Annotated in this window: 27 protein-coding genes; 9 read left to right on the top strand and 18 right to left on the bottom strand. The window is 70.3% G+C overall.

Translation table 11 applies throughout. From position 1 onward, the window contains the following. Positions 1–25: 25 nt before the first annotated feature. From H8N03_RS09430 to H8N03_RS09420, 3 genes are read left to right on the top strand one after another with little or no spacing between them, the layout of a single operon-like run. The gene (locus H8N03_RS09430) at positions 26–703 is read left to right on the top strand and encodes an RraA family protein (protein ID WP_187075911.1); all 678 of its coding nucleotides are present in this window, start codon (positions 26–28) and stop codon (positions 701–703) included. A gap of 4 nt (positions 704–707) precedes the next feature. Next, on the top strand, positions 708–1,739 hold the full coding sequence (locus tag H8N03_RS09425; protein WP_187075910.1) for a hydroxyacid dehydrogenase: 1,032 nt from the start codon (positions 708–710) through the stop codon (positions 1,737–1,739). A 29-nt stretch (positions 1,740–1,768) separates the two neighbouring features. Beyond that, a complete protein-coding gene (locus tag H8N03_RS09420) occupies positions 1,769–2,734 on the top strand; it encodes a tripartite tricarboxylate transporter substrate binding protein (protein WP_255428153.1) in 966 nt (321 codons plus the stop codon). 132 nt (positions 2,735–2,866) lie between these two features. Here the strand turns inward: H8N03_RS09420 and murQ are convergent, their stop codons facing one another. Continuing rightward, complete coding sequence (gene murQ, locus H8N03_RS09415) at positions 2,867–3,832, bottom strand: N-acetylmuramic acid 6-phosphate etherase (protein ID WP_222622919.1); 966 nt, start codon at positions 3,830–3,832, stop codon at positions 2,867–2,869. Between the two features lie 110 nt (positions 3,833–3,942). Further along, positions 3,943–5,361 carry a homospermidine synthase gene (locus tag H8N03_RS09410; protein WP_187075909.1) on the bottom strand — a complete coding sequence of 473 codons (1,419 nt, stop codon included), beginning with the start codon at positions 5,359–5,361 and terminating at the stop codon, positions 3,943–3,945. A gap of 106 nt (positions 5,362–5,467) precedes the next feature. Here H8N03_RS09410 and H8N03_RS09405 point away from each other — a divergent pair, with 106 nt between their 5' ends. Continuing rightward, positions 5,468–6,826, top strand: coding sequence for an MBL fold metallo-hydrolase RNA specificity domain-containing protein (locus H8N03_RS09405; protein ID WP_187075908.1), 1,359 nt, complete (start codon positions 5,468–5,470; stop codon positions 6,824–6,826). On the opposite strand, the gene H8N03_RS09400 is transcribed toward H8N03_RS09405, so the two are convergent. From H8N03_RS09400 to H8N03_RS09385, 4 genes are all read right to left on the bottom strand, one after another. After that, positions 6,813–7,229, bottom strand: coding sequence for a PaaI family thioesterase (locus H8N03_RS09400; RefSeq protein WP_187075907.1), 417 nt, complete (start codon positions 7,227–7,229; stop codon positions 6,813–6,815). The genes H8N03_RS09405 and H8N03_RS09400 overlap by 14 nt on opposite strands. 176 nt (positions 7,230–7,405) lie before the next feature. Then, entirely contained in the window at positions 7,406–8,128 is a 723-nt protein-coding gene (locus H8N03_RS09395) for a sulfite exporter TauE/SafE family protein (protein ID WP_187075906.1), read from the bottom strand. Between the two features lie 3 nt (positions 8,129–8,131). Beyond that, positions 8,132–8,521, bottom strand: a complete 390-nt coding sequence (locus H8N03_RS09390) for a VOC family protein (protein WP_187075905.1) — start codon at positions 8,519–8,521, stop codon at positions 8,132–8,134. A 5-nt stretch (positions 8,522–8,526) separates the two neighbouring features. Beyond that, complete coding sequence (locus tag H8N03_RS09385; RefSeq protein WP_187075904.1) at positions 8,527–8,976, bottom strand: SRPBCC family protein; 450 nt, start codon at positions 8,974–8,976, stop codon at positions 8,527–8,529. Between the two features lie 152 nt (positions 8,977–9,128). Here H8N03_RS09385 and H8N03_RS09380 point away from each other — a divergent pair, with 152 nt between their 5' ends. Beyond that, positions 9,129–9,365 (top strand): hypothetical protein, encoded by a 237-nt coding sequence (locus H8N03_RS09380; RefSeq protein WP_187075903.1) that lies wholly within the window; start codon positions 9,129–9,131, stop codon positions 9,363–9,365. A gap of 15 nt (positions 9,366–9,380) precedes the next feature. Here the strand turns inward: H8N03_RS09380 and H8N03_RS09375 are convergent, their stop codons facing one another. The 8 genes from H8N03_RS09375 to hemN form a co-directional block, all read right to left on the bottom strand. Then, a complete protein-coding gene (locus H8N03_RS09375; protein ID WP_187075902.1) occupies positions 9,381–10,565 on the bottom strand; it encodes a methyl-accepting chemotaxis protein in 1,185 nt (394 codons plus the stop codon). 126 nt (positions 10,566–10,691) lie between these two features. Then, on the bottom strand, positions 10,692–10,934 hold the full coding sequence (locus H8N03_RS09370) for a GNAT family N-acetyltransferase (protein ID WP_187075901.1): 243 nt from the start codon (positions 10,932–10,934) through the stop codon (positions 10,692–10,694). Positions 10,935–11,156: 222 nt separating this feature from the next. Then, positions 11,157–11,708, bottom strand: a complete 552-nt coding sequence (locus H8N03_RS09365) for a dihydrofolate reductase family protein (protein WP_187075900.1) — start codon at positions 11,706–11,708, stop codon at positions 11,157–11,159. Positions 11,709–11,712: 4 nt separating this feature from the next. Further along, a complete protein-coding gene (locus H8N03_RS09360) occupies positions 11,713–12,090 on the bottom strand; it encodes a DUF3592 domain-containing protein (protein WP_187075899.1) in 378 nt (125 codons plus the stop codon). Next, entirely contained in the window at positions 12,087–12,431 is a 345-nt protein-coding gene (locus H8N03_RS09355) for a DUF2845 domain-containing protein (RefSeq protein WP_187075898.1), read from the bottom strand. The genes H8N03_RS09360 and H8N03_RS09355 overlap by 4 nt, the downstream gene beginning before the upstream one ends. After that, positions 12,428–14,146, bottom strand: a complete 1,719-nt coding sequence (locus H8N03_RS09350; protein ID WP_187075897.1) for a hypothetical protein — start codon at positions 14,144–14,146, stop codon at positions 12,428–12,430. Before H8N03_RS09350 ends, H8N03_RS09355 begins: the two co-directional genes overlap by 4 nt. An 84-nt stretch (positions 14,147–14,230) precedes the next feature. Beyond that, positions 14,231–14,911 (bottom strand): sulfite exporter TauE/SafE family protein, encoded by a 681-nt coding sequence (locus tag H8N03_RS09345; protein WP_187075896.1) that lies wholly within the window; start codon positions 14,909–14,911, stop codon positions 14,231–14,233. Further along, complete coding sequence (gene hemN / locus H8N03_RS09340; RefSeq protein ID WP_187075895.1) at positions 14,911–16,296, bottom strand: oxygen-independent coproporphyrinogen III oxidase; 1,386 nt, start codon at positions 16,294–16,296, stop codon at positions 14,911–14,913. Before hemN ends, H8N03_RS09345 begins: the two co-directional genes overlap by 1 nt. Positions 16,297–16,481: 185 nt before the next feature. Here hemN and fnr point away from each other — a divergent pair, with 185 nt between their 5' ends. Continuing rightward, complete coding sequence (fnr, locus tag H8N03_RS09335) at positions 16,482–17,189, top strand: fumarate/nitrate reduction transcriptional regulator Fnr (protein WP_435531661.1); 708 nt, start codon at positions 16,482–16,484, stop codon at positions 17,187–17,189. 303 nt (positions 17,190–17,492) lie between these two features. Then, positions 17,493–17,708 carry a CsbD family protein gene (locus tag H8N03_RS09330; protein WP_187075894.1) on the top strand — a complete coding sequence of 72 codons (216 nt, stop codon included), beginning with the start codon at positions 17,493–17,495 and terminating at the stop codon, positions 17,706–17,708. Positions 17,709–17,859: 151 nt separating this feature from the next. Here the strand turns inward: H8N03_RS09330 and H8N03_RS09325 are convergent, their stop codons facing one another. Beyond that, entirely contained in the window at positions 17,860–20,778 is a 2,919-nt protein-coding gene (locus H8N03_RS09325) for a penicillin-binding protein 1A (protein ID WP_222622918.1), read from the bottom strand. 204 nt (positions 20,779–20,982) lie between these two features. Between H8N03_RS09325 and H8N03_RS09320 the strand changes: the two genes are divergently transcribed. Then, the gene (locus H8N03_RS09320) at positions 20,983–21,315 is read left to right on the top strand and encodes a DUF2917 domain-containing protein (protein ID WP_187075893.1); all 333 of its coding nucleotides are present in this window, start codon (positions 20,983–20,985) and stop codon (positions 21,313–21,315) included. Here the strand turns inward: H8N03_RS09320 and H8N03_RS09315 are convergent. Together H8N03_RS09315 and H8N03_RS09310 are read right to left on the bottom strand one after the other, a co-directional pair. Further along, a complete protein-coding gene (locus tag H8N03_RS09315) occupies positions 21,290–21,928 on the bottom strand; it encodes a response regulator (protein WP_187075892.1) in 639 nt (212 codons plus the stop codon). The genes H8N03_RS09320 and H8N03_RS09315 overlap by 26 nt on opposite strands. Next, positions 21,925–22,998: a PAS domain-containing sensor histidine kinase gene (locus H8N03_RS09310; RefSeq protein WP_187075891.1), complete on the bottom strand. Its 1,074-nt coding sequence runs from the start codon at positions 22,996–22,998 to the stop codon at positions 21,925–21,927. Before H8N03_RS09310 ends, H8N03_RS09315 begins: the two co-directional genes overlap by 4 nt. A 146-nt stretch (positions 22,999–23,144) precedes the next feature. Between H8N03_RS09310 and H8N03_RS09305 the strand changes: the two genes are divergently transcribed. Next, complete coding sequence (locus H8N03_RS09305) at positions 23,145–23,891, top strand: hypothetical protein (RefSeq protein ID WP_187075890.1); 747 nt, start codon at positions 23,145–23,147, stop codon at positions 23,889–23,891. Here the strand turns inward: H8N03_RS09305 and H8N03_RS09300 are convergent. Then, positions 23,860–26,337, bottom strand: coding sequence for a sensor domain-containing protein (locus H8N03_RS09300; protein WP_187075889.1), 2,478 nt, complete (start codon positions 26,335–26,337; stop codon positions 23,860–23,862). The genes H8N03_RS09305 and H8N03_RS09300 overlap by 32 nt on opposite strands. Positions 26,338–26,458: the final 121 nt, after the last annotated feature.

The raw sequence follows: 26,458 nt of genomic DNA, 5'->3' as shown, positions 1-26,458 counted from the left end.
CCTTTCCCAACCCGGAACGAACAACATGGTCGGTTTCCAGATCCTCCAGCGCCGCCGCCAGGTGGACGCCCGCTACGTGCAGGCCTTCGCGGACATCCCCGTCGCGAACGTCAGCGACTGCATGACCCGCCTCACGGCCGGCGGCCCGCGCCTGCGCCCCATGCACAAGGGCGGGCGCCTCGGCGGCCCCGCCCTCACGGTGAAGTGCCGTCCCGGCGACAACCTGATGATCCACAAGGCGCTGGACATGGCGCAGCCCGGCGACGTGATCGTCGTCGACGCGGGCGGCGACCTCACGAACTCGCTGTTCGGCGAGCTGATGCTGTCGTACGCCATCACGCGCAAGCTCGCGGGCATCGTGCTGAACGGCGCGGTGCGCGACATCGACGTGGTCTCCGCCGGCAGCTTCCCGCTGTACGCGGCGGGCGTCACGCACCGTGGCCCGTACAAGGACGGCCCCGGCGAGATCAACGTGCCGGTCGCCATCGACGGCATGGTGATCCACCCCGGCGACCTGATGCTGGGCGACGCCGACGGCCTCCTGTGCGTGCCCTACGACGACGTGGAGCAGGTGCTCGCCGCCTCGCGCGAGAAGGTGGCGCTGGAGCAGACGACGATCGCGAACATCCGCTCGGGCAAGCACGACACCTCCTGGGTGGACGCCCGCCTGAAGGCCCTGGGCTGCGACCCCACGCCGCGCTGACGCCATGGCCGACAACAAGCGCGTGGTCCGCACGGACCTGTGGATCAACGAAGCCTTCGACCGGCGGCTGAAGGACGAGCCGGGCGTTTCGCTCGCCGTGTTCCCCACCCGCGGCAACGCCGCCGCCGCGTGGGACCTGCTCGGTGCCGCGCACGTCTACCACGTGTCCGCGGCCAAGGACGAACTGCCGCGCGAGTGGTTCGTGTCCGGCGAGCTGCTGGCGCGCTGCCCGCAGCTGCTGTGCGTCTCCTCCAGCGGCGCCGGGTACGACACCGTGGACGTCGCGGCCTGCACGGCGGCCGGCGTGGCGGTGGTGAACCAGGCCGGCGGCAACGCCGCCTCGGTGGCGGAGCACACGCTCGCGATGATGCTGTCGCTGTCGCGGCGCATGACCGAGTGCGACAAGCGCATGCGCCGCGAGACGATCACGAGCCGCGAAGCCATCATGGGCCACGAGCTGCGCGGCCAGACCGTCGGACTGGTCGGCATCGGGCACGTGGGCACCCGCGTGGCGGCGCTGGCGAAAGCCTTCGGCCTCGAAGTGATCGCCTGCGACCCGCTGCTGGCGCCGGACGAGATCCAGCGCCGCGGCGCGCAGCCCCGCACGCTGGACCAGCTGCTGGCCGAAGCCGACATCGTGTCGCTGCACTGCCCGCGCGACGCCACCACGCTGAAGATGATCGACGCCCGCGCGTTCGCGCGCATGAAGAAGGGCGCGCTGTTCCTCACGACCGCCCGCGGCGGCATCCACGACGAGCAGGCGCTGGTCGAGGCGCTGCGCTCCGGCCACCTCGCGGGCGCCGGCGTCGACGTCTGGGACCGCGAACCGCCGCCGCTGGACCACCCGCTGCTGGCCATGGAGAACGTCTACGCCACCTTCCACACGGCGGGCGTGACGCACGAATGCCGGCGCGACGTGGCCGCCATGTCCGCCGACCAGATTGCCCTGCTGCTGCAGGGCGGCCGCCCGCCGCGCCTGGTGAACCCCGAGGTGTGGCCCGCGTACGAACAGCGGCGCGCGCGCATCCTGCGCTGAGCCCGAAAAGACCCCAAGGAGACGAAGAGATGAAGAAGACCCTTTCCGCCCTGCTGCTCGCCGCCACCGCGGTGGCGGCGCATGCGGCCTACCCCGAGCAGCCGATCAAGATGGTCGTGGCCTACGCGCCCGGCGGCGGCACCGACATCACCGCGCGGCTGATCGCGCCCTACATCGCCAAGTACCTGGGGACCAACGCGTCCATCGTGGTGCTGAACCGGCCCGGCGCGGGCGGCGGCATCGGCTTCGCGGAGATCGCGAACGCGCCGGCGGACGGCTACACCATCGGCTTCATCAACACGCCCAACGTGCTGACGATCCCGATCGAGCGCAAGGCCAACTACCACTGGACCGGCTTCGACCTGCTGGGCAACGTGATCGACGACCCGGGCAACTTCTCGGTGCACAACGACACGCCGGTGAAGAACCTGGCGGAACTGGTGGCCTACGCGAAGGCGAATCCCGGCAAGGTGAGCTACGGCACCACGGGCATCGGCTCCGACGACCACCTCGCGGCCATGATGTTCGAGCGCGCGGCGGGCGTGAAACTCACGCACGTGCCGTTCAAGGGCGCGGCGGAAGTGCACCAGGGCGTGGTGGGCAAGCAGATCTACATGGCGTCGATGAACATCGGCGAGGCGCTGCAGTACGAGAAGGGCGGCTCGCCCATGCGCAACCTGGGCCAGATGAGCGGCACGCGCACGACGCTGGCGCCGACGCTGCCCACGTTCAAGGAACAGGGCTACGACATCGTCATGGCCTCGCTGCGCGGCATCGCCGCGCCCAAGGGCCTGCCGCCCGCGATCCGCGAGCAGCTGGTGAACGCCGTGCAGAAGGCCGCGGCCGATCCGGAGTTCCAGCAGAAGGCCGCTGGCTACTTCGCGCCCCTGCGCTACCTGCCGCCGGCGCAGTACGAGGCGGAGCTGAAGGGAGCCGAGAACGGCTTCAGGCAGCTGTGGAAGGACATGCCCTGGAGCGAGAGCGCGACGAAGTGATTCCCGTCATTCCCGCGGAGGCGGGAACCCAGGGCTCCCACGAAAAAAGCGGCCGATGGCCGCTTTCTTTTTTGGTGGACGCCGATCGGTGGGGTTCGCGTTGCTCACCTCCCGCGGCTTCGCCGCGCCACCCTACTTCAACGCGCCGATCGCCCCACCCGCCTGCTCGATCTTCCTCCGCGCTTCCGCCGCATCCACGCCGAAGCGCTTCATGACGATCGCGGTCTTCACGTGGCCGCCCGATGCTTCGAGCAGGCGCTCGGCCTCGGCGCGATCCACGCCGACGGTTTCCATCAGGATGCGTTCGCCCCGGTCCTGCAGCTTCTGGCAGGTGACCTGCAGGTCCACCATCAGGTTGCCGTAGACCTTGCCCATGCGCACCATCGCGCCGGTGCTCAGCATGTTCAGCACCATCTTGGTCGCGGTCCCCGCCTTCATGCGCGTGGAGCCCGTCACGACCTCCGGCCCCACCAGCGGCGCGATGACCACGTCGTGGGCCTGCAGCAGTTCTTCCGACGGGTAGGTGCACAGCAGGAAACCGGTGCGCGCCCCGCGCTCGCGCGCGCGCTTCAGCGCGCCGTGCACGTAAGGCGTGGTACCGGAGGCGGCGATGCCCAGCACGAAGTCCTTGTCGTCGATGCTGCGCTCGTCCATGGCGGCGGCACCGTCTTCCGGATGGTCTTCGGCGCCTTCCTGCGCACGCAGGAGCGCCTCGTAACCGCCGGCCATCACGCCTTGCACCATCTCCGGGTCGGTGCGGTACGTGGGCGGCATCTCCGAGGCGTCGAGCACGCCGAGGCGGCCCGACGTGCCGGCACCGACGTAGATCAGGCGGCCGCCGCGGCGGAAGCCGTCGACGACGAGGTCGATCGCGCGCGCGATCTGCACGCGTTCGTCGCTCACGGCGGCCGCCACGAGGCGGTCCTCCGCGTTGACGAGATCGACGATCTCGAGCGACGACAGCTGGTCGATCCGCATGCTGCGCGGATTGCGCTGTTCCGTGAGCCGCGCGTCGAGCGGCGGCCTGGCGGCGGCGGGAGGCGGCTTGCGGGTCGCGTCCATGGATTGGCTGGCAGGCTCCTGCTTCACTTCAGGCATGCGATGGTCCCATGGTAGAGGTGAACCCATGGTCCCGCCATGACAGGGTCTTGCCTGTAGGAATCGCGTGCAATCGTGTGTGGTATCCCTGCCGAAGAGCCAGCAACGGCTCAGCCGACGCGGAAATTGACGAACTGCCAGGGGTCGCCGCCGTCGCGCGGCTCAGGGAACAGGGGGCTGCGGTCCTTCAGTGGCGTCCAGTCGCCCCACACGCCGACCACCTCGCCCAGCCAGGGCATGGCAGCCTCCATCACCACGCGGTGGTCGACCGCGTCCGGCTCCACCACCCCGCGCTCCGGGTTCTGCAAGGCCCACACCATCGCGCCGAGGATGCCGGCCGCCACCTGCAGGGACGTCGCGTTGTTGAACGGCAGCAGCGCACGCGCCTGCTCGATCGCGAGCCGCGAGCCGTACCAGTAGACGCCGCGCGCATTGCCCATGAGCAGCACGCCCAGCTCGTCGCGGCCTTCGCTGATCTCCTCGCGCAGGATGCGCTGCCGCCCCTGCAACCGCCAGTGACGCCCGGCCAGCTCGTGGATGGAAGCCACGGCGTCGTCGCAAGGGTGGTAGGCGTAATGCACCGTCGGCCGGTACGCCACCTGCCCCGCCTCGCGCACCGTGAGGAAGTCGGCGATCGAGATCGACTCCGCGTGCGTCACCAGGAAGCCCTGGTACGGGCCTTCCAGGGGCGCCCAGCTGCGCACGCGCGTGCCCATCCCCGGGCGATCCAGCAGGATGGCCGCGTCGCAGCCGTAGCCGTGGCGCTGCGCATCGGGGGGCCAGTGCCGCTCGTGCGTGCCCCAGCCCAGCTCCGCGGGCTGCAGGCCCTCGTCGACGAAGGCATCGACGGACCAGGTGTTGACGAACTCGCCGCGCCGGCGCCGCTGCGGCGTGGTCTGCGTGTCGCGCTCGGCCACGTGGATCACCTTGACGTCGAGCCGGCGGGCGAGCGCAGCCCACTCGCGCCGGTTCTCGGGCGTGCGCACATCCACGCGCAGGTCGGCGGCCATGGCGAGCAGCGCCACCTTCAGGAAGGAGTTCACCAGCCCCGGGTTCGCACCTTGCGTGATGCAGGCGGTAGGCGCATGCGGATGGTCGCGGCCATAGGCGAGCATCTCCTCGCGCAGCGCGTAGTTGGAGCGCTGCGACGGCGGCAGCGCCGCGTTCTCGTAGCGGCCGGGCCAGGGCTGGTTGTCCGCATCGAGGTAGAACGCGCCGCAGCTGTGGCACAGGCGCACGAGGTCCAGGCTGCACACGTCGACGGCGAGGTTGAGGAGGAAGTCGCCCGCGCGCAGCAGCGGCCGCAGCACCTGTGCGTGGTTGGCTTGCGTGAGGCGATGGACGCGCAGCTCGATGCCGAGCGCGCGCGCCACGCCCTGGCGGTCCGGCACGCCGGTGACCACCAGCACCTGCGAAGGCTGCACGCCCAGCGCCTGGAACAGCAGCGGCACCAGGCCTTGCGCGATGCTGCCGAAACCGACGATGACGACCCGGCCGCCGAACGACACCGGGCTGCGAGGACCGCCCATGCTTCCTCCCCGACGAAACGGCCGGGACAGCGTAGCGCAAGCCTGCGCGGCCATGGGGTTGATCCAGCGCAAGCGCGAGCCTCGCGGCTGCGCGGACAGTGCGGGCATGCAGATCCAGTTCCTGGGTGCCACCGGCACCGTCACCGGCTCCAAGTACCTGCTGCGCCATGGCGGCAGCACCGTGCTCGTCGACTGCGGCCTCTTCCAGGGCTGGAAGCAGCTGCGGCTGCGCAACTGGGAACCGTTGCCGGTGCGCGCGGACGAGATCTCCTCCGTCGTGCTCACGCACGCGCACATCGACCACAGCGGCTACCTGCCGCTGCTGGTGAAGCAGGGCTTCCGGGGGCGCATCTTCTGCAGCGCGGCGACGCGGGACCTGTGCCGCATCCTGCTGCCGGACAGCGGCGGCCTGCAGGAGGAGGAAGCGGAGTTCGCCAACCGCCACCACACCAGCAAGCACGAGCCCGCGCTGCCCCTCTACACGCGCGCCGATGCCGTGCGCTGCCTGGAAAGCTTCGAGCCCGTGCGCTGGCACGAAGACTTCCATCCCGTCCCGTGGCTCACGGGGCGGCTCTCGCACGCGGGCCACATGCCCGGCGGCTCGGTGGTGCACCTGTCGGACGGCAAGCGGTCCATCGTGTTCTCCGGCGACCTCGGCCGCGGCGACGACCCGGTGCTGCGCGCGCCGGAGCCCATGCCGCAGGCGGACTATGCCGTCGTGGAGTCGACCTACGGCGACCGCCTGCACCCGCACGGGGACCCCTTCGACCAGCTCGCGGAAATCATCAACCGCACGTCCGCGCGCGGCGGCACGCTGGTCATTCCCGCCTTCGCGGTCGGCCGCGCGCAGACGCTGCTGCACGGCATCCAGCTGCTGAAGAAGGCGAAGCGCATCCACCACCTGCCGGTCTACCTCAACAGCCCCATGGCGGCCGACGCGCTGGAGGTGTACCGCCACCACCGGCCGGAACTGCGGATCTCGGCCGAGGAGTGCGAGGGCATCTGCCACGGCGCGGAGATCGTGCGCACGCCCGACGAGTCGCGCGCGCTCAACGCACGCAAGGGGCCGATGGTCATCATCGCCGGCAGCGGCATGGCCACGGGCGGCCGCGTCGTGCACCACATCGAGCGCTTCGCGCCGGAGCGGCGCAACACCATCCTGCTGGTGGGCTTCCAGGCCGGCGGCACGCGCGGTGCTTCACTGGCGGCCGGCGCGCCGACCGTACGCATCCACGGCCAGGACATTCCCATCCGCGCGGAGGTGGCGCGCATCGACGCGCTCTCGGCGCATGCGGATGCGGCCGGCGTCGAAGCCTGGCTGCGCACGGCCCCCTCGGCGCCGCGCCGCACCTTCATCACGCACGGCGAGCCCGACGCGGCCGATGCGCTGCGCCAGCGCATCGAGCGCAACCTGCGGTGGACCGTGACGGTGCCCGACTACCTGCAGGCGTTCACGCTGGACTGACGGGCGTCAGCAGCGTCTCGCCGGTCGCGACGAGTTTCTCCACGCCGTCGGCGACGGCGAAGAGCTCGCAGGCGGTGAAGACCTGGGTCCTGCCCGGCTTCACCACGCGGGCACGCGCGATGAAGCGCTCGCCGACGGCGGGCCGCAGGCAGTTCACCGCGAAATGCGAGGCCAGCACGCGGCCGACGACGGTCACGGCCGCGAACCCGCAGGCGGTGTCGACCAGCGCGCCGACCAGGCCGGCGTGCAGGAAGCCGGCGTACTGTCCGAGGTCGTCGCGCCAGGCGACGGCGATCTCCGCGCGGCCTTCGCCGGCGGAGAGGACCTGGATGCCGCACCAGCGGTTGAAGGCGGCGGTGGCGTTGATGTCGCGGACGAATGAAAGGGGATCGGGGATGGACATGGGCGGCCTCGCGTTCGCTTTGGCGGTGGGGTTCGCTGTCGCTCACCTTCCCCGGCTTCGCCGGGCCACCCTACAAATCCATGCATTCGTAGGGTGGCGCGGCGAAGCCGCGGAAGGTGAACGGAGTGAACCCCACCGCCCCACCCCCGGCAGTCATCCCCGCGACCCCGCGTCCCCTACCGGACAGCCGCCCACAGCAGCGACACCCCCGAGCACAGCATCAACCCGTCGATGAGCGACCGGTACGCGCCCGGCGAGATCTTGAGCACGACGAAGCGGCCCGCGAACGAGCCCGCCATCAGCGTCGCGCCCACGCCCACGCCTTGCACCACCACCTCCAGCGGAAGTGCACCGAAGGCCTGGAACGTCGCCACCTTCGCGCCGTACATGCCGATCGATGCCGCCGCTTCCGTGCCCAGGAACGCGCCGCGTTCCAGCCCGTAGAAGGTGAACAGCGGCACGGTGATCGGCCCCGTCGACACGACCAGCCCGGTCAGGAGGCCGATGGGCGCCCCCAGCAGCATCAAGTGGTACAGCGAGAGCCTGAACGCGTGGCGGTGCAGCCAGCGCCGCACGGGAATCAGCGACAGGAAGAACACGCCCAGCGCCGTTTCCGCGACGCCCGGCGGGATCGTGAGCAGCAGCCGTGCCCCGAGCATCGCGCCCGGCACGGCGGTCACGCAGTACGCACCACAGGCGCGCCAGTCGATGTCGCGGCGCCAGGCCAGCACGCGCCCGAGATTGCCCAGAATCGCGGCGACGGCCATGATCGGCACGGCCTGCCGCGGCCCGAACATCACCACGAGGATGGGCATCAGCACCAGCGAGGAGCCGGTGCCCACGATGCCGCCGAGCGTGCCGGCGAAGAGGCCCGCGACGAGGACCAGCAGCAGGTCCAAGGGCTAGCGGTCCCCGCCCCAGGTGTTGGCGCGCTCCGCGAAGTCGGGGCGCTGCGGGCGCACGACGCAGAAGCGCTGGCCCGTGGGCGACTCCATGACCCACCAGCGCTTGACGAACTGCAGGCGCCTGGCGCCCAGCTTCTCGAGCCGCGCCACCTCGGCCTCGATGTCGTCGGTCTCGATGTCGATGTGCACGCGGCTCGGATGCGAAACGGCCTGCACCAGCATCGTCGGCTGGTCGGCCGGCGTGTCGAACAGGCGGTACTGCGCGTCGTTCGGGTCGGACAGCGCGCGCGCTTCCCAGCCGAGCGCCTGCGACCAGAAGGCCGCGGCCGCTTCCACGTCGCCGGTCTGGCAGTCGATGACGATGGTGCCCAGGCGGCTCTTGTGCATGGCGTTCAGCCCGGGATCTCGGGCTCGACCAGCCGCGCGAGCTGCAGCAGCGACTCCTGCCAGCCGAGGTAGCACGCTTCCGCCGGGATCACTGCGGGGATGCCTTCCTGCGTGACCTGCATCTCGGTGCCCACCGACACCGGCGTGAGCACGATGGTGGTGGTCATCTCGCCGGGCAGGTGCGGGTCGTCGAAGGCGCTCGTGTAGCGCAGCTTCTGGCCGGGCACAAGCTCGAGGTACTTGCCGCCGAAGGCATGGGTGTGCTTCGAGCCGAAGTTCGTGAAGGACATGCGCCACTCGCCGCCGACCTCGGCGTCCAGGCGGTAGCACTTGGCGGTGAAGCCGTAGGGCGGCAGCCACTTGCACATGGCGTCGGCGTCGAGGAAGGCGCGGTAGACGCGATCGGGCGCAGCGCGCAGGACGCGGTGCAGGCGGACGGTGTTGGTGCTGGCCATGACGGATTCCCTGGAAGAGGCAGAGGACGACCCTCTGCTTCCACGACGAGGGACTATGGCGGAAATCGACATCGCACCGCGCGGGAAAACCCTAGCGCTGCGCCTGGTGCGGGCGCACAATGCCGGCTCCGCTTCCCGTCCAGGAGCAGCCCATGCGGAAGTTCCTCCAGATCGTGCTGTCGGCCGTCACGCCCGTGCTGGGCGTGTCTTTCAGCATCGCCGTGATGCGCGCGGTGGGCCTGTTCCCGCCGGTGCTGGCGTGGGAGGCCTGGGCGGAGTGGATCATCATGGCCGCGCTCGTCTTCTTCTCGACCTCGGTGCTGTATGGCATCGCGGCGCGGCTGAAGGACGGCCCGGCGGGTGCGCCCCCCGATGCGGCCGCGAGCTGAGGGTCCCGGTCCTCGCTAGTTCGCGAGCCGCGGCTGTGCGTGCGGCACCGCGGGCACAGGCTGGCGTGGCGCCGCCTGCACGGCCTCCGCCCCCGTGCGGAACCGCGCCACCACCTCCGTCAGCCGGTGTGCCTCGTGCAGGAAGGCATGCGAGCTGGAGGCGGCCGCCTCCACCAGCGCCGCGTTCTCCTGCGTCACGCTCTCCAGCTGCACGATGGCGCGGTTGATCTCGCCCACGCCGACGCTCTGCTGCGTGGACGCGGTCGCGATGGTTCCGATCAGCTCGTTCACCTGGTGCACGCTGGTCACGATCTCGTCGATCACCTTGCCTGCCGCTTCCACCTGCCGGCTGCCCGCGCGGATCTCGCTCGCGGAATCCTCGATCAGCGCGCGGATCTCCTTGGCGGCACCGGCGCTGCGCTGTGCCAGCGCGCGCACCTCGGTCGCCACCACGGCGAAGCCGCGGCCCTGCTCGCCGGCGCGCGCGGCCTCGACCGCCGCATTCAACGCGAGGATGTTCGTCTGGAAGGCGATGCCCTCGATGGCGCCGATGATGTCCGCCATGCGGTCGGAGCCCTGCTGGATGCGTCCCATGCCTTGCACCACCCCGTGCACCTCGCGCGCGCCGTCACGGGCGACGGTTTCCGCGCGCTGCGCCAGGCTGGAGGCCACCTTGCAGTTCTCCGCGTTCTGCTGCACCGTGGCGGCGAGTTCTTCCATGCCCGCCGCCGTCTCCTCCAGCGTCGCGGCCTGCTGCTCGGTGCGGCGCGACAGGTCGGTGCTGCCTTCGGTGACTTCGCGCGCGGCATGCGCCACCGCCTCGGAGCTGTGGCGCACCTGCGTGACGATCTGGCCCAGGTTGCGATTGATGTCGCCGAGCAGGCGCAGGAACAGCCCGAAGTGCCCGCCGAGCCCCTGCGTCTCCACCTTGCCCGCGAGCTCGCCGTCGGCCAGCTTGCGGAAGGGGCCCAGCACGCGCGTCCAGCCTTCGTTGGCCTGCAGGTAGAACGCGGCCATCACGTACAGCCCGAGCAGCACGCCGCCCGCGAGCCACGCCTTGGCCGCGGGAGCGAGCTGCTCCGAGGTTCCGAAGTACAGAACCGCGAGCGGCAGGTAGAAGACCACCATCATCAGGGGCAGCTTCTTCTCGTTCGGAAGCCGCAGCATCAGCCGCACGGCCGGCCAGAAGATCCATTTCATGTCGCCGCCTTTCGGGTCTTTGCCCGATTTTCGGGCGCGTGCTCGGCGGCGGAAAGAGGCAGGTGCGTACTTACAACGAAAAGTTACCGGCGGGCGCCGCGGGCAGCGCTCTGCGGCGCACGCGCATCAGCAAGGCGGGACCGTCGGGGGTGCCCACGATGTCGACGTCGCGTAGCACTGGATGAAGCCGATGGGCACGCCTTCGTGCCACGCGACGAAGGCTTCGGTCGGATCCGCGCCCGCCCCGAAGTAGTCCTCGCGCAGCTCCTCCAGCGCCGGCGTGGGCTGCCACCAGGCCGCCACGTGCGGGCGTTGCAGCCAGGCGTGCAGGAGAGGGAGGGTGGATTCGTGCAGGGGCTCGAAGTGCATGCGAAGTGTCCCTGAGCCAGCGCGGCGCCTCGTCACGGACGACTTCATGGTGAGCGACGGCATCGTCCTAATCAACCAGATCCTGAACTGCGAGTGCCGGCTTCGCCCGGGAGGCAGTGGTCATGATGGACATCCAGGATCGGACGCAGACAATCCCCGCGGCAAGCGTACGGAACCGCCCGCAGGCTTCGCTGGCTCTCGGTGAGCGCAGCGAACCCCCGATCACTCGCCCTGCGGCACCTCATAACGCAATTCCGCGAACCCTTCGCCCACCTTCCGCGCTGATACGAGCCGAAGGGACGGCGAGGTGATCTTCCGCGGCAGCAAGGGCTTGCCGGCGCCCAGCGTCACCGAGCCCACCTGCACGATGATCTCGTCCAGCAGGCCCGCGTCGTGGAACTGCCCCACCAGTTCGCCGCCGCCGACCAGCCAGACGTTGCGCCCGCCCGCGGCAGCCACCATCTGCGCGTGCACCGGGCGCACGTCGCCGCGCACGAAGCGGATGTCCGCGCCCGGCACGTCGGGCAGCGAGCGGCTGGAGAACACCCACGTCGGCTGCGTGTAGGGCCACGGGCCGGAGCGGTCCTCCTTCACCACGTGCCGCAACATCCACTCGTACGTGGACGAACCCATCGCCAGCGCGCCGACTTCGCGGATGAACCCGGGGTAGCTGGTGTCGTTGATGTCCCCGAGCGGGAACAGCCACTCGAGCGAGTCGTCCGGCGTGGCGAGGAAGCCGTCGAGGCTGCAGGCGGTGTAGTACTGGGTGCGCATCGGGTCAGGCCTTGATCCAGGCAAGCAGCGAGCCCAGGCCGAGGACGAAGAAGCCCGCCGGAGCCGCCCACATGTGCAGCGAAGAAACGATGAACACCTGCTCCGGTGCGTCCGGCAGGTAGCGCACGGGCACGATCGAGCCGATCGCGGGCTCGCGGTCCGCGCTGCCCGCGGGCGAGGTGAAACAGTGCGCGAGGCCGCGCTGGTCGCGGAAGGAGACCACCGGCAGGTAGTGCACCTGCTGCTCGGCACGGCGTTCCTCGAAGGCGACCACCTGGCCCACCGCGGGCACGCCGCGCCACGCGACGGCGAGGCGCCGCACGAGCAGCCAGGCGCCGCCCACCAGGAACAGGATCGCCAGCAGGCCGAAGTAGGTCTTCATTGCGGCTGGCGATCGTAGCGGATCGACGCCACGCGCCCGTCGCGGAAGCGCACGGTGGCCATCAGGTTGCCCGGCCCGCGGTCGTACAGCCACTCCTCCACGGCCTGGCAAGGCACCGACAGCGGCACCAGGGGCGCGGGCACCGGGTACGGGCTGCCCCACACGTAGACGGGTGCGCAGAAGGTGTCCGCCAAAGCGGGCTGGCCGCACTTGTACAGCACCGACACCTTCGAGTCGCCTTCGGCCGCGATCGCGCCGTTGCAGCGCAGCGTCTCGGCCCCGGCCCAGCCGGCGGGGGCGAGGAGTGCACAGGCAAGCGCGGCACGCAGGACGACGTTCATGGCGCGGCTCCGGAGGGTTCGGTCTCCGCCATTGTGCCGCGCGGCCGCGGCTCGGTCTCTCCCCTGCGCCCGGCCAGCGCGGCGAGCAGCGCGTGCCACCTGGTCGCCGTGGGCCGTACCGCCAGGTCGAAGATGCGGGCGCAGGCCTCGCCGCGCCGGCGGTTCGGCGACTGCGGCGTGACGTGCGTCCACAACTCCGCGAGCGAAGCCTCCAGGAAGGCGCGGTCCGTGCTCGCGTCGACGACGAAGACCACGCGCTCCAGGTCGACGCCCTGCAACAGTTCCCCGAGTTCGAAGAGGCAACCGCGGTTGGCAGGGGAGAAGCTGCGCAGGTCCATCAGCACCGCGTCGCTGCGCGCGGCGAGCTCGCGCATCGCCATCTGCCAGGTGTCCGCGCGGCAGAAGAACTCGTTCACGCGGTAGCGGCCGTCGACGTCGCGCTCCGTGTCCAGGCGCGCGAGGCGCTGGTCGAGGTCGGCGCGGCCTTCGACGAACTGGCGCGAGAGCTTGCCGCCGAGGAAGGCGAGGAATTCGTGCGGCTCCACCGTCGTCGTGACGAGGTCCGGGCCGGCGATCATCGTGATGTCGCCCAGGCGCAGCCAGTGCGTCTGCAGCACGTCGAACAGGCGCGCGCTGCGCGGGCCGAGGGCGAACACGCGCAGCAGCAGCAAGGTGCGCCGGGCGGGGTGCGGCCGCGCGCGCAGCCAGCGGAAGCCGAGCGCGCGCGTGAGGCGGAAGCAGGCGAAGGCGAGGAGCCCCGTGAACACCCACGGCCACCCATGGAAGGCCAGCGTGTACGAATGCGTGATCCCGAACAGCAGCCACAGCGCATCGGTCACGAGCATGTGGTCGGTGATCCGCTTCTGCTCGTAGCGGCGCCCCAGCCAGCGCAGCAGCCACCAGCCCACGACGCCGAAAGCGCCGGCGCCCGCCAGCAGCATGGCCCAGAAGGTCTCGACGCCGCCCAGGCCCAGGGCGCCCCCGGCCGCGGCGAGCGCGCGGATGGACGCGTCGTCGGCCAGGAACAGGGGCGGAAGCTGCGACCCGATGAGCGCCAGCACCATGAAGGCCAGCACCATCGGCCCCACGGCGCGGATGCGGCGGGAGAGGAACGCCGCCAGCAGCAGGGTGGGCACGGCGTTCTCCAGCAGCCAGAACACCGGCATCTCGTGCCAGTGCAGGTCGGGGCTGACCGCGTACGCGACGAGCGTCAGCACCGCCAGCGCCGCCGCGTAGGCGCCCACCAGGCGCCACTTGCTGCGCTCCACGGTGGCCACCAGGCTGACGCCGAGGACCGTGGGCCAGAAGTAGGTCCAGCCGATCGCCGCCACGCGCGTGACGGACAAGCCGATGCCGCTTGCGACGAGCCAGCCGACCGCCATGACGAGCGCATACACGGCGCCCGCGGCGGCGTACACGTAGCCGGCGCGGCGGGGCGCCTCGAGCAGCCAGGCCAGGTCGCTCCCGCCCCCGGGGGCGGCGGGAATGTCCACGATCCGCAGCGGCGTGGCGGGCGGCCGGCCCGGCACCTGCGCGGCGTGCTGCGCGGACGCACCGCTGGAAGCCTGCATGCCGCGCCCGACACTGCGGTGATAGAGCGCCAGGAGCCAGCGCGCGACGGGATACGACAGCAGCGCGGCCAGCAGCACCATCGCGGGGAACATGCCGGTCAGGGCGACGGTGACCGGGTCGGCGGCAGCAGGGTTGTCGGACATGGCGCCCTCCCCTCGCGTCGTGGCGACGCGTCGCTGCGGATTGTGGTCTCCGGGCGCGCGCAATGCCAGTCGCGCGCCCTCAGCTCAACCGATCCCGCACCACTGGGCGATGCGGTGCGCCAGGTCCATCCACAGCGCCCACGCGGCGGTGAGGGCCAGCAGCCCGCCGGCGATGCGGGTGCCCCAGTCCTTGCGCAGGCGGTTGCCCAGTTCCTGCAGCTTGCGCAGCGCCGAGGGCGCGAGGCCCAGCGAGATGCCGCTGCCGATCGCGAACAGGGCCATGGAGAGCGCCCCTTCCAGCGCCCCGCCCGAGAGCGAGGCGACCAGCAGCGCCGAATAGAGCAGCCCGCAAGGCATGAAGGCCCACAACGCGCCCGTGGCGAGCAGGCCGCCGCGCCGCTGCGCCATCGGCCGCACGCGCGACCAGACGCCGCGCCCGGCGCTCTCCACCCAGGCCGGCTGCCGCGCCTTCGCCAGGAGCATCAGGCCCCAGAGCAGCACCATCACGTGGAAGAGCGTCCACACCGGCTTCAGCGCCGCCGTGTTCGAGGACAGCCACGCGAAACTCTGGACCGCGAGCCCCGCCGCCGCCCCCGCCAGCGAATAGCCGACCAGGCGCCCGCCCTGGAAGGTCCACATCCCGCGCACCGGCTGGGCGCCGGCGGCACGAACCACGCCGCCGCACGCCGCGCCGCACATGGCCAGGCAGTGGGGTCCCCCCACGAGGCCCATGAGGAAGGCCGTGCCCGCGAGCGTGAGGGTCATCAGATGATGCGGGAGAAGCGGGCGCGGTTGCGGTCGGCCTGCAGGTACTTGTCGAACTGCATGGCCACGGCCCGCACGAAGAACCAGCCCTTGGCCGTGACCTGGATGCCGGTGTCGTCGATGGCGACGAGCCCCTGCGCCTGAAGTTCCTTCATCTGCTCCATCTCGGCCGCGAAGTACTGGCGGAAGTCCAGCAGCCAGGCGAGCTCGATCGACTCGAACACCAGCTGCCCCTGGCACATGAGCGCCATGATCACGGCACGCCGCGCGAGGTCGTCGCGCGAGAGCGCCAGCCCGCGCACCACGGGCAGCTTGCCCTGGTCCAGCAGGTCGCAGTACTCCTCCATCGTCTTGGCGTTCTGGCTGTAGGTGGCGCCCACCTTGCCGATCGCCGACACGCCCAGGCCGATCAGGTCGCAGTCCGCGTGCGTGCTGTAGCCCTGGAAGTTGCGGTGCAGCCGGCCCTGGCGCTTGGCCACGGCGAGCGCGTCGCCCGGCAGCGCGAAGTGGTCCATGCCGATGTAGACGTAGCCCGCGCTCAGGAAGGCCGCGAGCGCCGACGACAGCATGTTGATCTTGGCCCCGCCCGCCGGCAGTTCGGCCGAGAGGATGCGGCGCTGCGGCTTGAAGCGCTCCGGCAGGTGCGCGTAGCCGTACAGGGCGATGCGGTCCGGCCGCAGCGTGGACACCTGCGCCAGCGTGCGGGCGAAGGACTCCGGCGTCTGCCGCGGCAGGCCGTAGATCAGGTCGACGTTGATGGAGTCGAAGCCGATGCGGCGGGCGTCGGCCATCAGCGCGGCCACCTGCTCGTAAGGCTGCACGCGGTGCACGGCCTTCTGCACCTCGGGGTCGAAGTCCTGCACGCCGAAGCTGATGCGGTTGAAACCCAGGTCGGCCAGCACCTGCAGGCGCTCGGCCGTCACCGTGCGCGGGTCGATCTCGATGGAGCACTCGGCGCCGGGCGCCACGGCGAAGTTCCGGCGCAGCATGGCCATGAGCTCGCGCAGTTCGTCGTCCGACAGGAAGGTGGGCGAGCCGCCGCCCAGGTGCAGCTGGCTGACCGGCTGCGAAGTCCCGAGCACCGCCGTGTGCAGCTCCACCTCCTGCGACAGGTAGCGCAGGTAGCTCGCGGCCTTGCTGTGGTGCTTGGTGATGATCTTGTTGCAGGCGCAGTAGTAGCAGAGCGACTCGCAGAAGGGGATGTGCACGTACAGCGACAGCGGCAGGCTCATGGCGGCCGGGCCTTCGCGGCGCTGCGTGAGCGCCTGGCCGTAGTCGCCGGGGCCGAAGGCCTCGACGAAGCGATCCGCGGTGGGATAGGACGTGTAGCGGGGGCCGGGCACGTCGTACTGGCGCAGGAGTTCGGGGGTGATCGGGGAGTTCATGGCGGGTGTTCTTGCGTCTGGGCCCCATGGTGCGCGCCGCAAGGTCCGCCCCGCTTGACCTGTGTCAACCGGCGCCGTCCGTCGCCCCGGACAATTTGATTCAGATCAGAACCACCCACCGACCTGCCGTGACCTCCATCCTGCCCGAGTCCGAGACCAAGCCCGCGCCGCTGAGCCATTCCGGCATGAAGGTCGCCTGTTCCAACTGCAGCCTGCGCGAGCTGTGCATGCCGGTCGGCCTGTCCGACGACGAGATGTCGCGCATCGACCAGCTGATCACCACCCGCCGGAAGGTCAAGCGCAAGACGCCCTTGTTCCGCACGGGCGAGAAGTTCCACGCGCTCTATGCGATCCGCACCGGCGTGTTCAAGACCTGCGTCACCGCCGAAGACGGCCGCGACCAGGTGACGGGCTTCCAGATGGCAGGAGAGATCGTCGGGCTGGACGGCATCGTCAACGACCAGCACACCTGCGACGCGGTGGCGCTGGAGGATGCCGAAGTGTGCGTGCTGCCCTTCGACCGCATCGGCGAGCTCTCGCGCGAGGTGGGCGCACTGCAGCACCACCTGCACCGCGTCATGAGCCGCGAGATCGTGCGCGAGCACGGCGTGATGCTCTTGCTGGGCACCATGCGCGCCGAGGAACGTGTCGCGGCCTTCCTCCTCAACCTCGTGCAACGCCTGCAGGCGCGCGGCTTCTCGCGGTCCGAGCTGGTGCTGCGCATGACGCGCCAGGAGATCGGCAGCTACCTGGGGCTGAAGCTGGAGACGGTCAGCCGCACCTTCTCTCGCTTCGCCGAGGAAGGCATGCTGGAGGTGCACCAGCGCCAGGTGAAGATCGTCGACGTCGAGCGCCTGCGCGGCGTGCTCGCGCAGCCGGGCGGCAGCTTCTAGCGCTTCGCCGACCCGCGCGTGGGAATCGGCTGATCCCCGCCGCGCCGAAGCGGCCAACCGCCACCTGCTGGACTTCGGCTCGGCCGCCGTGTGCTCGTTCGGCTACGAAGCGCTGCTGAGCCAGCAGTTCGGCGGCAACTTCCGGGCGCTGATGGCCTGGTGGAACAGCCAGCGCGCCGAAGGCGCCTTGCAGTAGCGTCCTCGGCTGTAGGAGGGTCCGCACGCCAAGTGCGGCGCCCCGGGTCTACCTCGGCGCGGGTGGCGTCCCAAGATGGGAAGCATCCCAGTACGAAAGGAGATCCCATGAACAAAGACCACATCAAGGGCGCCACGAACGAGGTGACCGGCGAGATCAAGGAGCGCGTCGGCCGCATGACGGGCGACAAGTCGCTCGAGGTCAAGGGCCATGCGCGCGAGCTGAAGGGCAAGCTGCAGCAGCGAGTGGGCGACGCCAAGGACGACATCCGCGAAGAGCGCGAGCTCGATCGCGAGATCGACAAGAAGGACCTGGATCGCTGAACGCCGTCCGCATGAAGGAAAAGAGCCGGGTCACCCGGCTCTTTTCGTTTGCCCTCGACGGGACCTGTAGGCTGGGTTCGCGCAGCGACCCCAGCAAGATCGCCCTGCTGCGCAGGAAGCTGGGGTTCGCTCCGCGAAACCCAGCCTACGGTCATTCGGTGGCGCTCCCCGACGCCTCGCCGACCGATCCCATCGCCGCGGGAGCCGGGGACGCCGGCGCCGAGACGCTGGGCCCCACGTTCCCCGCCGCATCCCCGTCGATGATCGGCACCTGGCGCGTCTCGCGCCGCGGCATCTCGCGCGGGACCGTGATCGTCGTCGCGCTGTCCCGCGAGAGCGTGACCGTGCCGTCCCGCGAACTGCCGCTCGCGGGCGCGGGCGGCCGCGGCGGGGAAGCCGTCGACTCGCGCGCTACGGGCGTGCTGCTGCTGCCGCTTGCGGAAGCTGCGCCCATCGCCGCGGTGCCACTGCTCGTCGGCGCGGTGTACGTCGGCGCCGTGTACGTCGACGTCGGCGGCGCCACGCGGGCCGTCTGCGCCGGCGCGCGCACCACGTCCGCAGGCGCGGAGGGATCCGGCAGGCGCGTGGACGGATCGGGGCTGCGGTACACCTGCGTGCCGGGCACCGTCTCGATGGGACGGGTGGGCTCCAGCGGGCGCGGGAAGGACGGCACGCGCTGCGAATCCGAGGCGATCACCGGCGCGTCCGGCGTCACCACCGGCGATGCGGGCGTCTGCGCCATGTCCAGCGTGCGCGGCGGCGGCTCGAGCTTCGGCGGCTCCAGGCTGATCTCCGGCAGCTTCACCTCCGGCACGGTGGCCACCTGCGGGTCGGCCGCGGACGGCGCCGAGTTGAACACGCTGTTCCACCAGTCGCCCATGCGGTCCATCAGCGGCTTTTCCTGGTCGCGCAGGCGCGGCGCGGCGAAGGTGGCCTTGGTGTCGATCACGCCGGCCTTCTGCGCCTGCTGCATCATGTCGCCGACCACGAACAGCGCGTTGTGCGCGCCCTGGCCCCAGTAGGAGCTGCGCATGGTCACGCGGTTGTCGTTGAATCCCATCCAGGCACCGGCCACGAGCTGCGGATGCATCAGGATGAACCAGCCGTCCGTGTTGTCCTGGGTCGTTCCCGTCTTGCCGGCGAGGTCGCCGGAGAGGCCGAAGCGCGGGCGCAGGCCGGCGGCGGTGCCGTATTCGACGGTGCCGCGCAGCACGTCCAGCAGCGTCTGCGCAGCTTGCGTGGACAGCGCCTGCTCGGACGCGCCGCGGCCGAAGCTTTCCAGCACGTTGCCGCTGCGGTCCTCCACCGCCGTGACGACGACCGGCTCCACGTAGTTGCCGCTGTTGGCGATGGTGGCGAAGGAGGTCACCATTTCCTTCAGCGTGACCGGGCTGGTGCCGAGGGCGAGCGAAGGCACTTCGTTCAGCTTGCTCTGGCGCACGCCCATGGCACGCGCCAGGCTGGCGACGCGCGAAGGCCCGACCTGCATCATGAGCTGCGCCGTGATCGTGTTCTTGGAGCGCGCCAGTCCTTCGCGCAGCGTCATCGGCTGGTTGGTCGGCGAGCCTTCCACGTCGCCCGGGCGCCAGACCTGCTTGCGGTCGATCTGGATCGCCACGGGCTCGTCCATCAGCGTCTCGTTCGGCTGGTGCCCCTGCTCGAAGGCGGCGCCGTACACGAAGGGCTTGAAGGTGGAGCCGGGCTGGCGCTTCGCCTGCTGCACGTGGTCGAACTTGTCGTCGTTGTAGTCGCGGCTGCCCACCCAGGCGCGGATGGCGCCGCTGCCCGGCTCGATGGCGAGGAAGCCCGCCTGCAGCATCGTCTTCTGCTTGCGGAGGTCGCGCATGAATTCGGCGTTGCCCTGCAGCTGCTTGATGGCTGCGGCTTCGTCCAGCCCCTGGTCGCGGGCCTGCTTGTACTCCAGCGACTCCTTGATCCAGGACTTCACCACGCCCTGGTTGCTGTTCCAGAAGTACTCGAAGGGCGACACGCGGCTGCGCGCCGCGACATAGGCGGCGGTGTCGCTGCCCAGTCCCGCGAGGCCGCTCTTGCTCCACTCCACGTCCGCCACCGCCTGCAGCGCCCGGGTCTGGCGCTCCACCGCCTGGTTGGCCATCGCCTGCAGGCGCGAGTCGATCGTGGTCTTCACGACCAGGCCGTCGGCATAGATGTTGTAGTCGTGGCGGTCCGCCCATTCCAGCAGCCAGCGCTTGAGGTATTCGGCCAGGTGCGGGGCGGGGCCGGTGTTCTCCTCGGGCCGCTCGAAGTCCAGCTTCATCGGCTGCGCCTTCAGCTGCTCGTAGCGCGCTTCGGGCAGCTTGCCTTCCTTCACCATCATCGCCAGCACCGTGTTGCGGCGCTGCACGGCGCGGTCGGGGTTGATCACCGGGTTGTAGTACGCGGTTCCCTTCAGCATGCCGATCAGCGTGGCGGCCTGCAGCTCGTCGAGCTCCTTCGCCGACTTGCCGAAGTAGGTGCGTGCAGCCATCTCGATGCCCCACGCGTTGTAGAGGAAGGAGACCGAGTTGAGGTAGGTCTCCAGGATCTCGTCCTTGCTGTAGATCGCCTCGATCTTCAGCGCGGTGATCGCTTCCTTGATCTTGCGCGTGACCGTCTGCTCCCGGCCGATCTCCTCCGGGTACAGGTTGCGGGCGAGCTGCTGCGTGATGGTGGAGCCGCCCTCGACGTCGCCGGTGAGCGTGTTCACCACCGCCTTGGCCGTGCGCACGAGGTCGATGCCGTGGTGGTCGTAGAAGCGCTTGTCCTCGGTGGCGAGCAGCGCCTCGGTCACCTTGGGCGAGATGTCCTCCAGCTTCACCCAGTCGCGGTTGGCGCGCTTGAAGACGGCCAGTTCCTTGCCGTCCGCCGAGAGCACGACCGAGGGGGACTCCTGCTTGGACTTGCGGATGTCGCCGATGCTCGGCGTGAACGGGTACAGCGCCGCCACGTAGACGGCAAGCGCGAGCGGCACGGCCGCAACGGTCTTCACGGGGTGCCGGCGGATCCAGCGGCCGATGCGGCGCAGCCGGTCGCCGATGCCCGCGGATGCTCCCTCGATGCGTTCCTTCATGGTGCTCTCTTCCTGGTGGTGCACGAATCTAGGAGGGCCGAGCTTGGCGCGACTGTAGGACGGCCGCGCGACGGCGCTGAGGCTTTGCCGCGCCCTGCGGGCGCACGGCGACTACGCACCCGGAGCGCCGCAGGCGGCCGACTACAGCGGCTGGCGCGGCCGTCCGACTGGATGGGCTGCGCCGCGCCCCGATGATCGCCACCCATGGAAACCGCCCTGCCCAGCCTGCCCGACATCGCCCGCCTCTTCGGCCTGGCACCGCCGCGGCCCCGGCACATCACGCGCCGCTTCTTCGCCCAGGTGCGGCAAGGCGCCACGCGCGAGGTCGCGCCGCTGCCCGGCACGGTGACGGTGCATTGCCGCAACGGGGAAGCGTGGATCACGCACGACGGCGACCCGCGCGACGTGTTCCTGCGGCCGTCCCAGAGCTACGTGGCGGACACCCGCAACCGCATGACCGTGCATGCCTTGCGGGGGGATTGCGTGATGGAGTTCGAAGTGGTGGAGGAAGTCAGAGATCCACCAGCCCGTGCTTGATCGCGTAGCGCACCAGTTCCGTCTGGTTCGTCAACCCGATCTTCTGCATCAGGTTCGACTTGTGCGTGCTCACCGTCTTCACCGACAGGTTGAGCTTGGCCGCGATATCGGACACGGCCTCGCCCGCCACCAGTAGCCGGAAGACTTCGAACTCCCGGTCCGAGAGCGTCTCGTGCGGCGGCGCGTCGCTGCCCGGCATGGCGCCGAGGGCGAGCTGCTCCGCGACTTCGGCGCTGATGTAGGCGCCGCCGCCTGCGATCTTGCGGATCGCCTGTTCCAGTTGCGCGGGGGCACTTTCCTTCGTGAGGTAGCCGCTCGCGCCGGACTTGATCGCGCGCACCGCGTACTGCGTCTCCTGGTGCATGCTCAGCACGAGGATGCGCAGGCGCGGCTTCTCCGCCTTCACCAGCTTGATCAGCTCCATGCCGCTGCGGCCCGGCATCGACAGGTCCAGCACCAGCACGTCGAACTCCAGGCTGCGCACGATGCGCATCACGTCCGTGCCGTCCGCGGCCTCGCCGGCGACGGTGAAGTCCTCGACGTCGGAAACGATGCGCTTGAGGCCTTCGCGGACGATGGCGTGGTCGTCCGCCAGGACGATGCGGACGGTCATGGCGTTCCTTCGGGAACCAGGGGAATGCGGGCTTCCACGCGGGTGCCCGCGCCGGGGCTGCTTTCCACGCGCACCTCGCCGCGCAGCAGCTGCGCGCGTTCGCGCAGGCCGACGAGGCCCAGGGACTGCGGCGGGCGCGGCGCGCCCAGGCGGAAGCCGATGCCGTCGTCCTCCACGCGCAGCAGCAGGTGCTCGCCCGCGGGGCGCAGCACCACCCGCACGCGCGTGGCGCGTGCGTGCTTCGCGACGTTGTTCAGGGACTCCTGCACGATGCGGAACACGCCCGTGGCGTAGGGCTCCTTCAGTTCCAGCGACTCGTCCAGGTCCAGCTCGCACGGCACGCCGCTGCGCTGCGTGAAGCTCTGCACCACCCACTCGATGGCCGGCACCAGGCCCAGGTCGTCGAGGACCAGCGGCCGCAGGTCCGCGGCGATGCGCCGCACCGCCGCGACCGAGGAATCCAGCAGCGCCAGCATCTGGGCCATCTTGTCGTGCGCCGCGGCATCGCCGGCGGGTACGTGGTCCCGCAGCCAGATGGTGTCCATCTTCAGCGCCGTGAGGGATTGCGCGAGCTCGTCGTGCAGCTCGCGGGCGATGCGGGACTTCTCCTGTTCGCGCACGCCGGCGGATTCGGCCGCGAAGTTGGCCAGCTCCTCGCGCGCGCGCACGCGCTCGGTCACGTCGCGCAGGATCACGGTGTAGAGCTTGCCCTCCGGCGTCTGCAGCTGCGAGATCGAGGCGTCGATCGGGAACTCGCTGCCGTCCTTGCGCATCGCATAGAGCACGGTGTTGTCGCCCATGCGGCGCGACGTGGTGCCGGTGGCGCCGAAGCGCCGCACCTGCTGGCCGTGGCCGCGCCGGTAGCGCTCGGGAATCAGGAGGTCCAGCGACTTGCCGCGCACCTCATCGGACTTCCAGCCGAACATGCGCTCCGCGGCACGGTTGTAGATGACGATGCGCTGCGTGTCGTCCACGCTGATGATTCCGTCCATCGCGGAATCGAGCAGGCCCGCCAGGCGCGCGGCGGCACTGTCGTCGGAGGGCAGGGAAAGGGACGCGGAAGGCTGCATAAGCCAAAATTACAGCACAACCGACAGCGCGGGCCACACGGGGTGGGGCACGCGTCCTACATGGCGCCCCGGGACCCCCTGACACGGCGCGGGGAACCCGCATCCGAGACTCGCTTCCAACCTGAACGCTTCAAACCTTAGCAGTGTTGGCCATCGAGAACCCCATCGTCACGTCCGCCGGAGCCCTGCCGCCCCCTGCCATGGACGCCTCGCCCCAGCGACAACGCAGCCTCGCGCGTGCTGCGCAGCACGACATCCTGCGCCGCCTCACGCCGCCGCTGAGGCACGACATGGTGGTGCACCTGCAGTCGCTGGGCATGATGGCCGAAGCGCTGAGCGCGCGCATGGAGCGCGGCGCCGTCGCCAGCGACGACCTCGCCGGCTCCGTCTCCAAGCTGAACCGGCTCTCGCGCCAGGCCGTGGCCCGTTGCCTGGAAGTGTGCACGTGGATGGAGCCCGCGGAAGACGACACGATCACCCTGCGCGAAGGCGCCACCGAGATCGTGCGCCTGCTCTCCACCAGCCTGAACTTCCGCGGCTTCGACCTCCGCATGGAACTGGGCGACGGCGAGTTCGACGTCTCGCGCAGCGCCCTGCGCTTCCTGCTCGCCGCCGCGATCCTCACCCTCACCGATGCGGCGCCCGCCCCGGGCGAAGTCGCGGTGCGCACCGAGCAGTCTTCGTCGCACGGCGTCATCGCGGTGGAGTACCAGCCGCAGCCGCAAGGCACCTTCACGCAGCTGCACGAAGCCGGGGACGCGCCGCTGTCCTGGGTGGAAGTGCAGGCACTCGCGCAGGAGCACGGCGTGGAACTGCTGCGCAGCGGCCAGGCGATCATCCTGCGCCTGCCGCGCGCCGTGATCACGACTCCACTGACGATGGTTCCGGTGTGAGGGACGGGGCGGCGCCCGCCGCCTCGATGAAGGCCTCCAGCTGCTCCAGCGGCAGCGGCCGGCAGAACAGGTAGCCCTGGTAGCGGTGGCAGCCCTGGCGCGCGAGGAAGGCGCGCTGCTCCTCCGTCTCCACCCCTTCGGCGATCACCTCGAGGCCCAGGTTGCGGCACAGGCCGATGATCGTGCCCGCGATGGCGGCGTCGTTGCCGTCGGTGAGGATGTCCTTGATGAAGCCCCGGTCGATCTTGAGTTCGTCGATCGGCAGGCGCTTCAGGTACGACAGCGACGAATAGCCGATCCCGAAGTCGTCCACCGAGAGGCGCACCCCCATGTCCTTGAGGTTGCGCATCTTGGCGATGGTGGCGTCGAGGTTGTCGGCGAGCAGGCTCTCGGTGAGCTCCAGCTTGAGCTTCTCGGGCCGGATGCCGGACCGCTTCACGCAGCTCACCACCTCGTCGATGAACTCGGGATGGCGGAACTGCCGCACGCTGACGTTCACCGCGATGCTGAGGTGGGCACGGTCGGGCCGCTGCGCCCACACGGCGAGCTGTGCGCACGCCGCCTCGAGCACCCAGTGGCCGATCGGGATGATCAGCGACGTCTCTTCCGCGGTGGGGATGAACTGGTCCGGGCCGACGATGCCACGCGTCGGATGTTCCCAACGCAGCAGGGCCTCGACGCCCGTCATGCGGCCGTCCATGCCCACCTGCGGCTGGTACTCGACCCTCAGGTGGTTGTCGCGCCACGCCTGGCGCAGGTCGGCGGCGAGCGCCGCGTTCTCCGTCGCCACGGCCTGCATCTCGGGATCGAAGAAGCGCACCGCATTGCGGCCCGCGGCCTTGGCCTGGTACATCGCCAGGTCCGCCTGCTTCAGCAGTTCGGTGGAAGTGGACGCCGTCTTGCCGAAGAGCGTGACGCCGACGCTGCAGGTGCTGTGGTGCAGGTAGCCGGGCAGCACGTAGGGCTCGCCGAGGGCGTCCAGGATGCGCTGGCTCACCACGCGGGCGGCGGTCAGCGGGTCGAGCGGCTTCTCGGGCGTGTTCTCGATCAGCACGACGAATTCGTCGCCGCCGAGGCGCGCGACGATGTCGCCTTTCGCCACGCAGTTGCGCAGCCGCCGGCCCACCTGCTGCAGCAGCATGTCGCCCTTCTGGTGGCCCAGCGTGTCGTTGAGCACCTTGAAGTTGTCCAGGTCGATGAACATCAGCGCGCCTTCGCGCGGGTGCCCGCTCTCCCCTGCCGCTTCGCGCAGCCGATCCAGCAGCATCTGGCGGTTGGGCAGCTGCGTGAGCGGGTCGTAGAACGCGAGGTACTGGATCTTCTCCTCGTCGCGCTTGCGCTCGGTGATGTCGCGGCCGACGGCGACCCAGTGCGTGAGCCGCCGCGTCTCGTCCCAGACCGGCGACACGTCGAGGTCCACCCAGTACGGCTCGCCCGCCTTGGTGTAGTTGATCAGGTCGACGCGCACGCGCTCCCACTGCTCAAGCGCGGAGCGGATGCGATCGAGCTGCGCGCGCTGCGTGTCGGGGCCCTGCAGCAGGCGCGGCGAATGGCCGATCACCTCGTCACGTGTGTAACCGGTGCGGCGCTCGAACGCCTCGTTGACGAACACGATGCGCGGCCCCGGCGCGCGAAAGGGCGCGGCCTCGGTGATGATGACGATGTCGTTCAGGCGCGCGATGCTGCCTTCGAGCAGCGTCAGGTGCTGCTGCGCGCGCCGGCGCGAGGACACGTCGCGCAGGTGCAGGGCCAGCCCCGCGCCGAAGGGAAAGCCCCGCAGCTCCAGCCAGTGCGCGACCTGGGCGTCGAGTTCCTCCAGTTCGAGCGCCTCGCGCCTCTCGAGCGCCTGCACGAAGCGCTCCTCGAGGCCGAGCCGCACGCGCTTCTGGAAGAAGGTCCAGATCTTGCGGCCGATCAGCGGCTCGCCGCCCGCCGCGAGCAGGTGTTGCGCCTGCTCGTTCGCATAGCTGATGCGGCCCTGCTTGTCGACGGTGACGAACGCCTCGCCGCTGCCGAGGGCGCCGCCCATGCTCACGGTGTGGCGCAGCAGCGTGCCTTCGGCGTAGCCCGCGGGCGCGATCTCCTGCACGATGCCTTCGCTGCCGACGATCGCGCCGGCGTCGTCGCGCACGGGCTGGCCCACGCAACGCACCCACGTGCGCCGGCCCTGCAGCGACTGCAGCTGCACCTCCACGTCGAAGGTCTCGCCCTGCTCCTCGCAGGCACGAAGCCGTGCGGCGAGTTCGGTGCGGTGTTCGTCCGCGTAGTGCGAAAGCGCGGCCTCGAAGGTGGGCGTGTAGTCGTCGGGCGCGCCGTGCAGGCGGGCCATCTGCGGCGACCAGTACAGGGTGCGGCGGCGTGCGTCGCGACGCCAGAACCCCACGAAAGCGCTGCGTTCGACGAGCTGCAGCAGGCTGGCTGGGTTGTGCGCGGTCACCGGGTCCATGTCTTTCCTTGTCGCGCATCTTACGTTGCGTGCGCAAGCTCTGGGGCTGCCCGTAGGCACCCTCCTACACGCAAACGCGAGCGCTTCCCGGAACGGCCCGCGTACCTCAGGGGCTAGAGTG

This window comes from Ramlibacter cellulosilyticus (assembly GCF_014297465.1).
Taxonomy (GTDB): Bacteria; Pseudomonadota; Gammaproteobacteria; order Burkholderiales; family Burkholderiaceae_C; genus Ramlibacter; species Ramlibacter cellulosilyticus.
This window is presented reverse-complemented; position numbering and strand designations above follow the sequence as displayed.

Bases quoted from the DNA above. Each gene is read 5' to 3' on its own strand.
- H8N03_RS09300 (WP_187075889.1), bottom strand. From the start codon at position 26,337: ATGGACCCGGTGACCGCGCACAACCCAGCCAGCCTGCTGCAGCTCGTC.
- H8N03_RS09420 (WP_255428153.1), top strand. From the start codon at position 1,769: ATGAAGAAGACCCTTTCCGCCCTGCTGCTCGCCGCCACCGCGGTGGCG.
- H8N03_RS09330 (WP_187075894.1), top strand. From the start codon at position 17,493: ATGAACAAAGACCACATCAAGGGCGCCACGAACGAGGTGACCGGCGAG.
- H8N03_RS09430 (WP_187075911.1), top strand. From the start codon at position 26: ATGGTCGGTTTCCAGATCCTCCAGCGCCGCCGCCAGGTGGACGCCCGC.
- H8N03_RS09400 (WP_187075907.1), bottom strand. From the start codon at position 7,229: ATGTCCATCCCCGATCCCCTTTCATTCGTCCGCGACATCAACGCCACC.
- H8N03_RS09345 (WP_187075896.1), bottom strand. From the start codon at position 14,911: ATGACCCTCACGCTCGCGGGCACGGCCTTCCTCATGGGCCTCGTGGGG.
- H8N03_RS09390 (WP_187075905.1), bottom strand. From the start codon at position 8,521: ATGCACAAGAGCCGCCTGGGCACCATCGTCATCGACTGCCAGACCGGC.
- H8N03_RS09425 (WP_187075910.1), top strand. From the start codon at position 708: ATGGCCGACAACAAGCGCGTGGTCCGCACGGACCTGTGGATCAACGAA.
- H8N03_RS09350 (WP_187075897.1), bottom strand. From the start codon at position 14,146: ATGTCCGACAACCCTGCTGCCGCCGACCCGGTCACCGTCGCCCTGACC.
- fnr (WP_435531661.1), top strand. From the start codon at position 16,482: ATGAAGGTCGCCTGTTCCAACTGCAGCCTGCGCGAGCTGTGCATGCCG.
- H8N03_RS09325 (WP_222622918.1), bottom strand. From the start codon at position 20,778: ATGAAGGAACGCATCGAGGGAGCATCCGCGGGCATCGGCGACCGGCTG.
- H8N03_RS09375 (WP_187075902.1), bottom strand. From the start codon at position 10,565: ATGAAATGGATCTTCTGGCCGGCCGTGCGGCTGATGCTGCGGCTTCCG.
- H8N03_RS09385 (WP_187075904.1), bottom strand. From the start codon at position 8,976: ATGGCCAGCACCAACACCGTCCGCCTGCACCGCGTCCTGCGCGCTGCG.
- H8N03_RS09310 (WP_187075891.1), bottom strand. From the start codon at position 22,998: ATGCAGCCTTCCGCGTCCCTTTCCCTGCCCTCCGACGACAGTGCCGCC.
- H8N03_RS09315 (WP_187075892.1), bottom strand. From the start codon at position 21,928: ATGACCGTCCGCATCGTCCTGGCGGACGACCACGCCATCGTCCGCGAA.
- murQ (WP_222622919.1), bottom strand. From the start codon at position 3,832: ATGCCTGAAGTGAAGCAGGAGCCTGCCAGCCAATCCATGGACGCGACC.
- hemN (WP_187075895.1), bottom strand. From the start codon at position 16,296: ATGAACTCCCCGATCACCCCCGAACTCCTGCGCCAGTACGACGTGCCC.
- H8N03_RS09360 (WP_187075899.1), bottom strand. From the start codon at position 12,090: ATGAAGACCTACTTCGGCCTGCTGGCGATCCTGTTCCTGGTGGGCGGC.
- H8N03_RS09320 (WP_187075893.1), top strand. From the start codon at position 20,983: ATGGAAACCGCCCTGCCCAGCCTGCCCGACATCGCCCGCCTCTTCGGC.
- H8N03_RS09410 (WP_187075909.1), bottom strand. From the start codon at position 5,361: ATGGGCGGTCCTCGCAGCCCGGTGTCGTTCGGCGGCCGGGTCGTCATC.
- H8N03_RS09355 (WP_187075898.1), bottom strand. From the start codon at position 12,431: ATGAACGTCGTCCTGCGTGCCGCGCTTGCCTGTGCACTCCTCGCCCCC.
- H8N03_RS09365 (WP_187075900.1), bottom strand. From the start codon at position 11,708: ATGCGCACCCAGTACTACACCGCCTGCAGCCTCGACGGCTTCCTCGCC.
- H8N03_RS09380 (WP_187075903.1), top strand. From the start codon at position 9,129: ATGCGGAAGTTCCTCCAGATCGTGCTGTCGGCCGTCACGCCCGTGCTG.
- H8N03_RS09370 (WP_187075901.1), bottom strand. From the start codon at position 10,934: ATGCACTTCGAGCCCCTGCACGAATCCACCCTCCCTCTCCTGCACGCC.
- H8N03_RS09405 (WP_187075908.1), top strand. From the start codon at position 5,468: ATGCAGATCCAGTTCCTGGGTGCCACCGGCACCGTCACCGGCTCCAAG.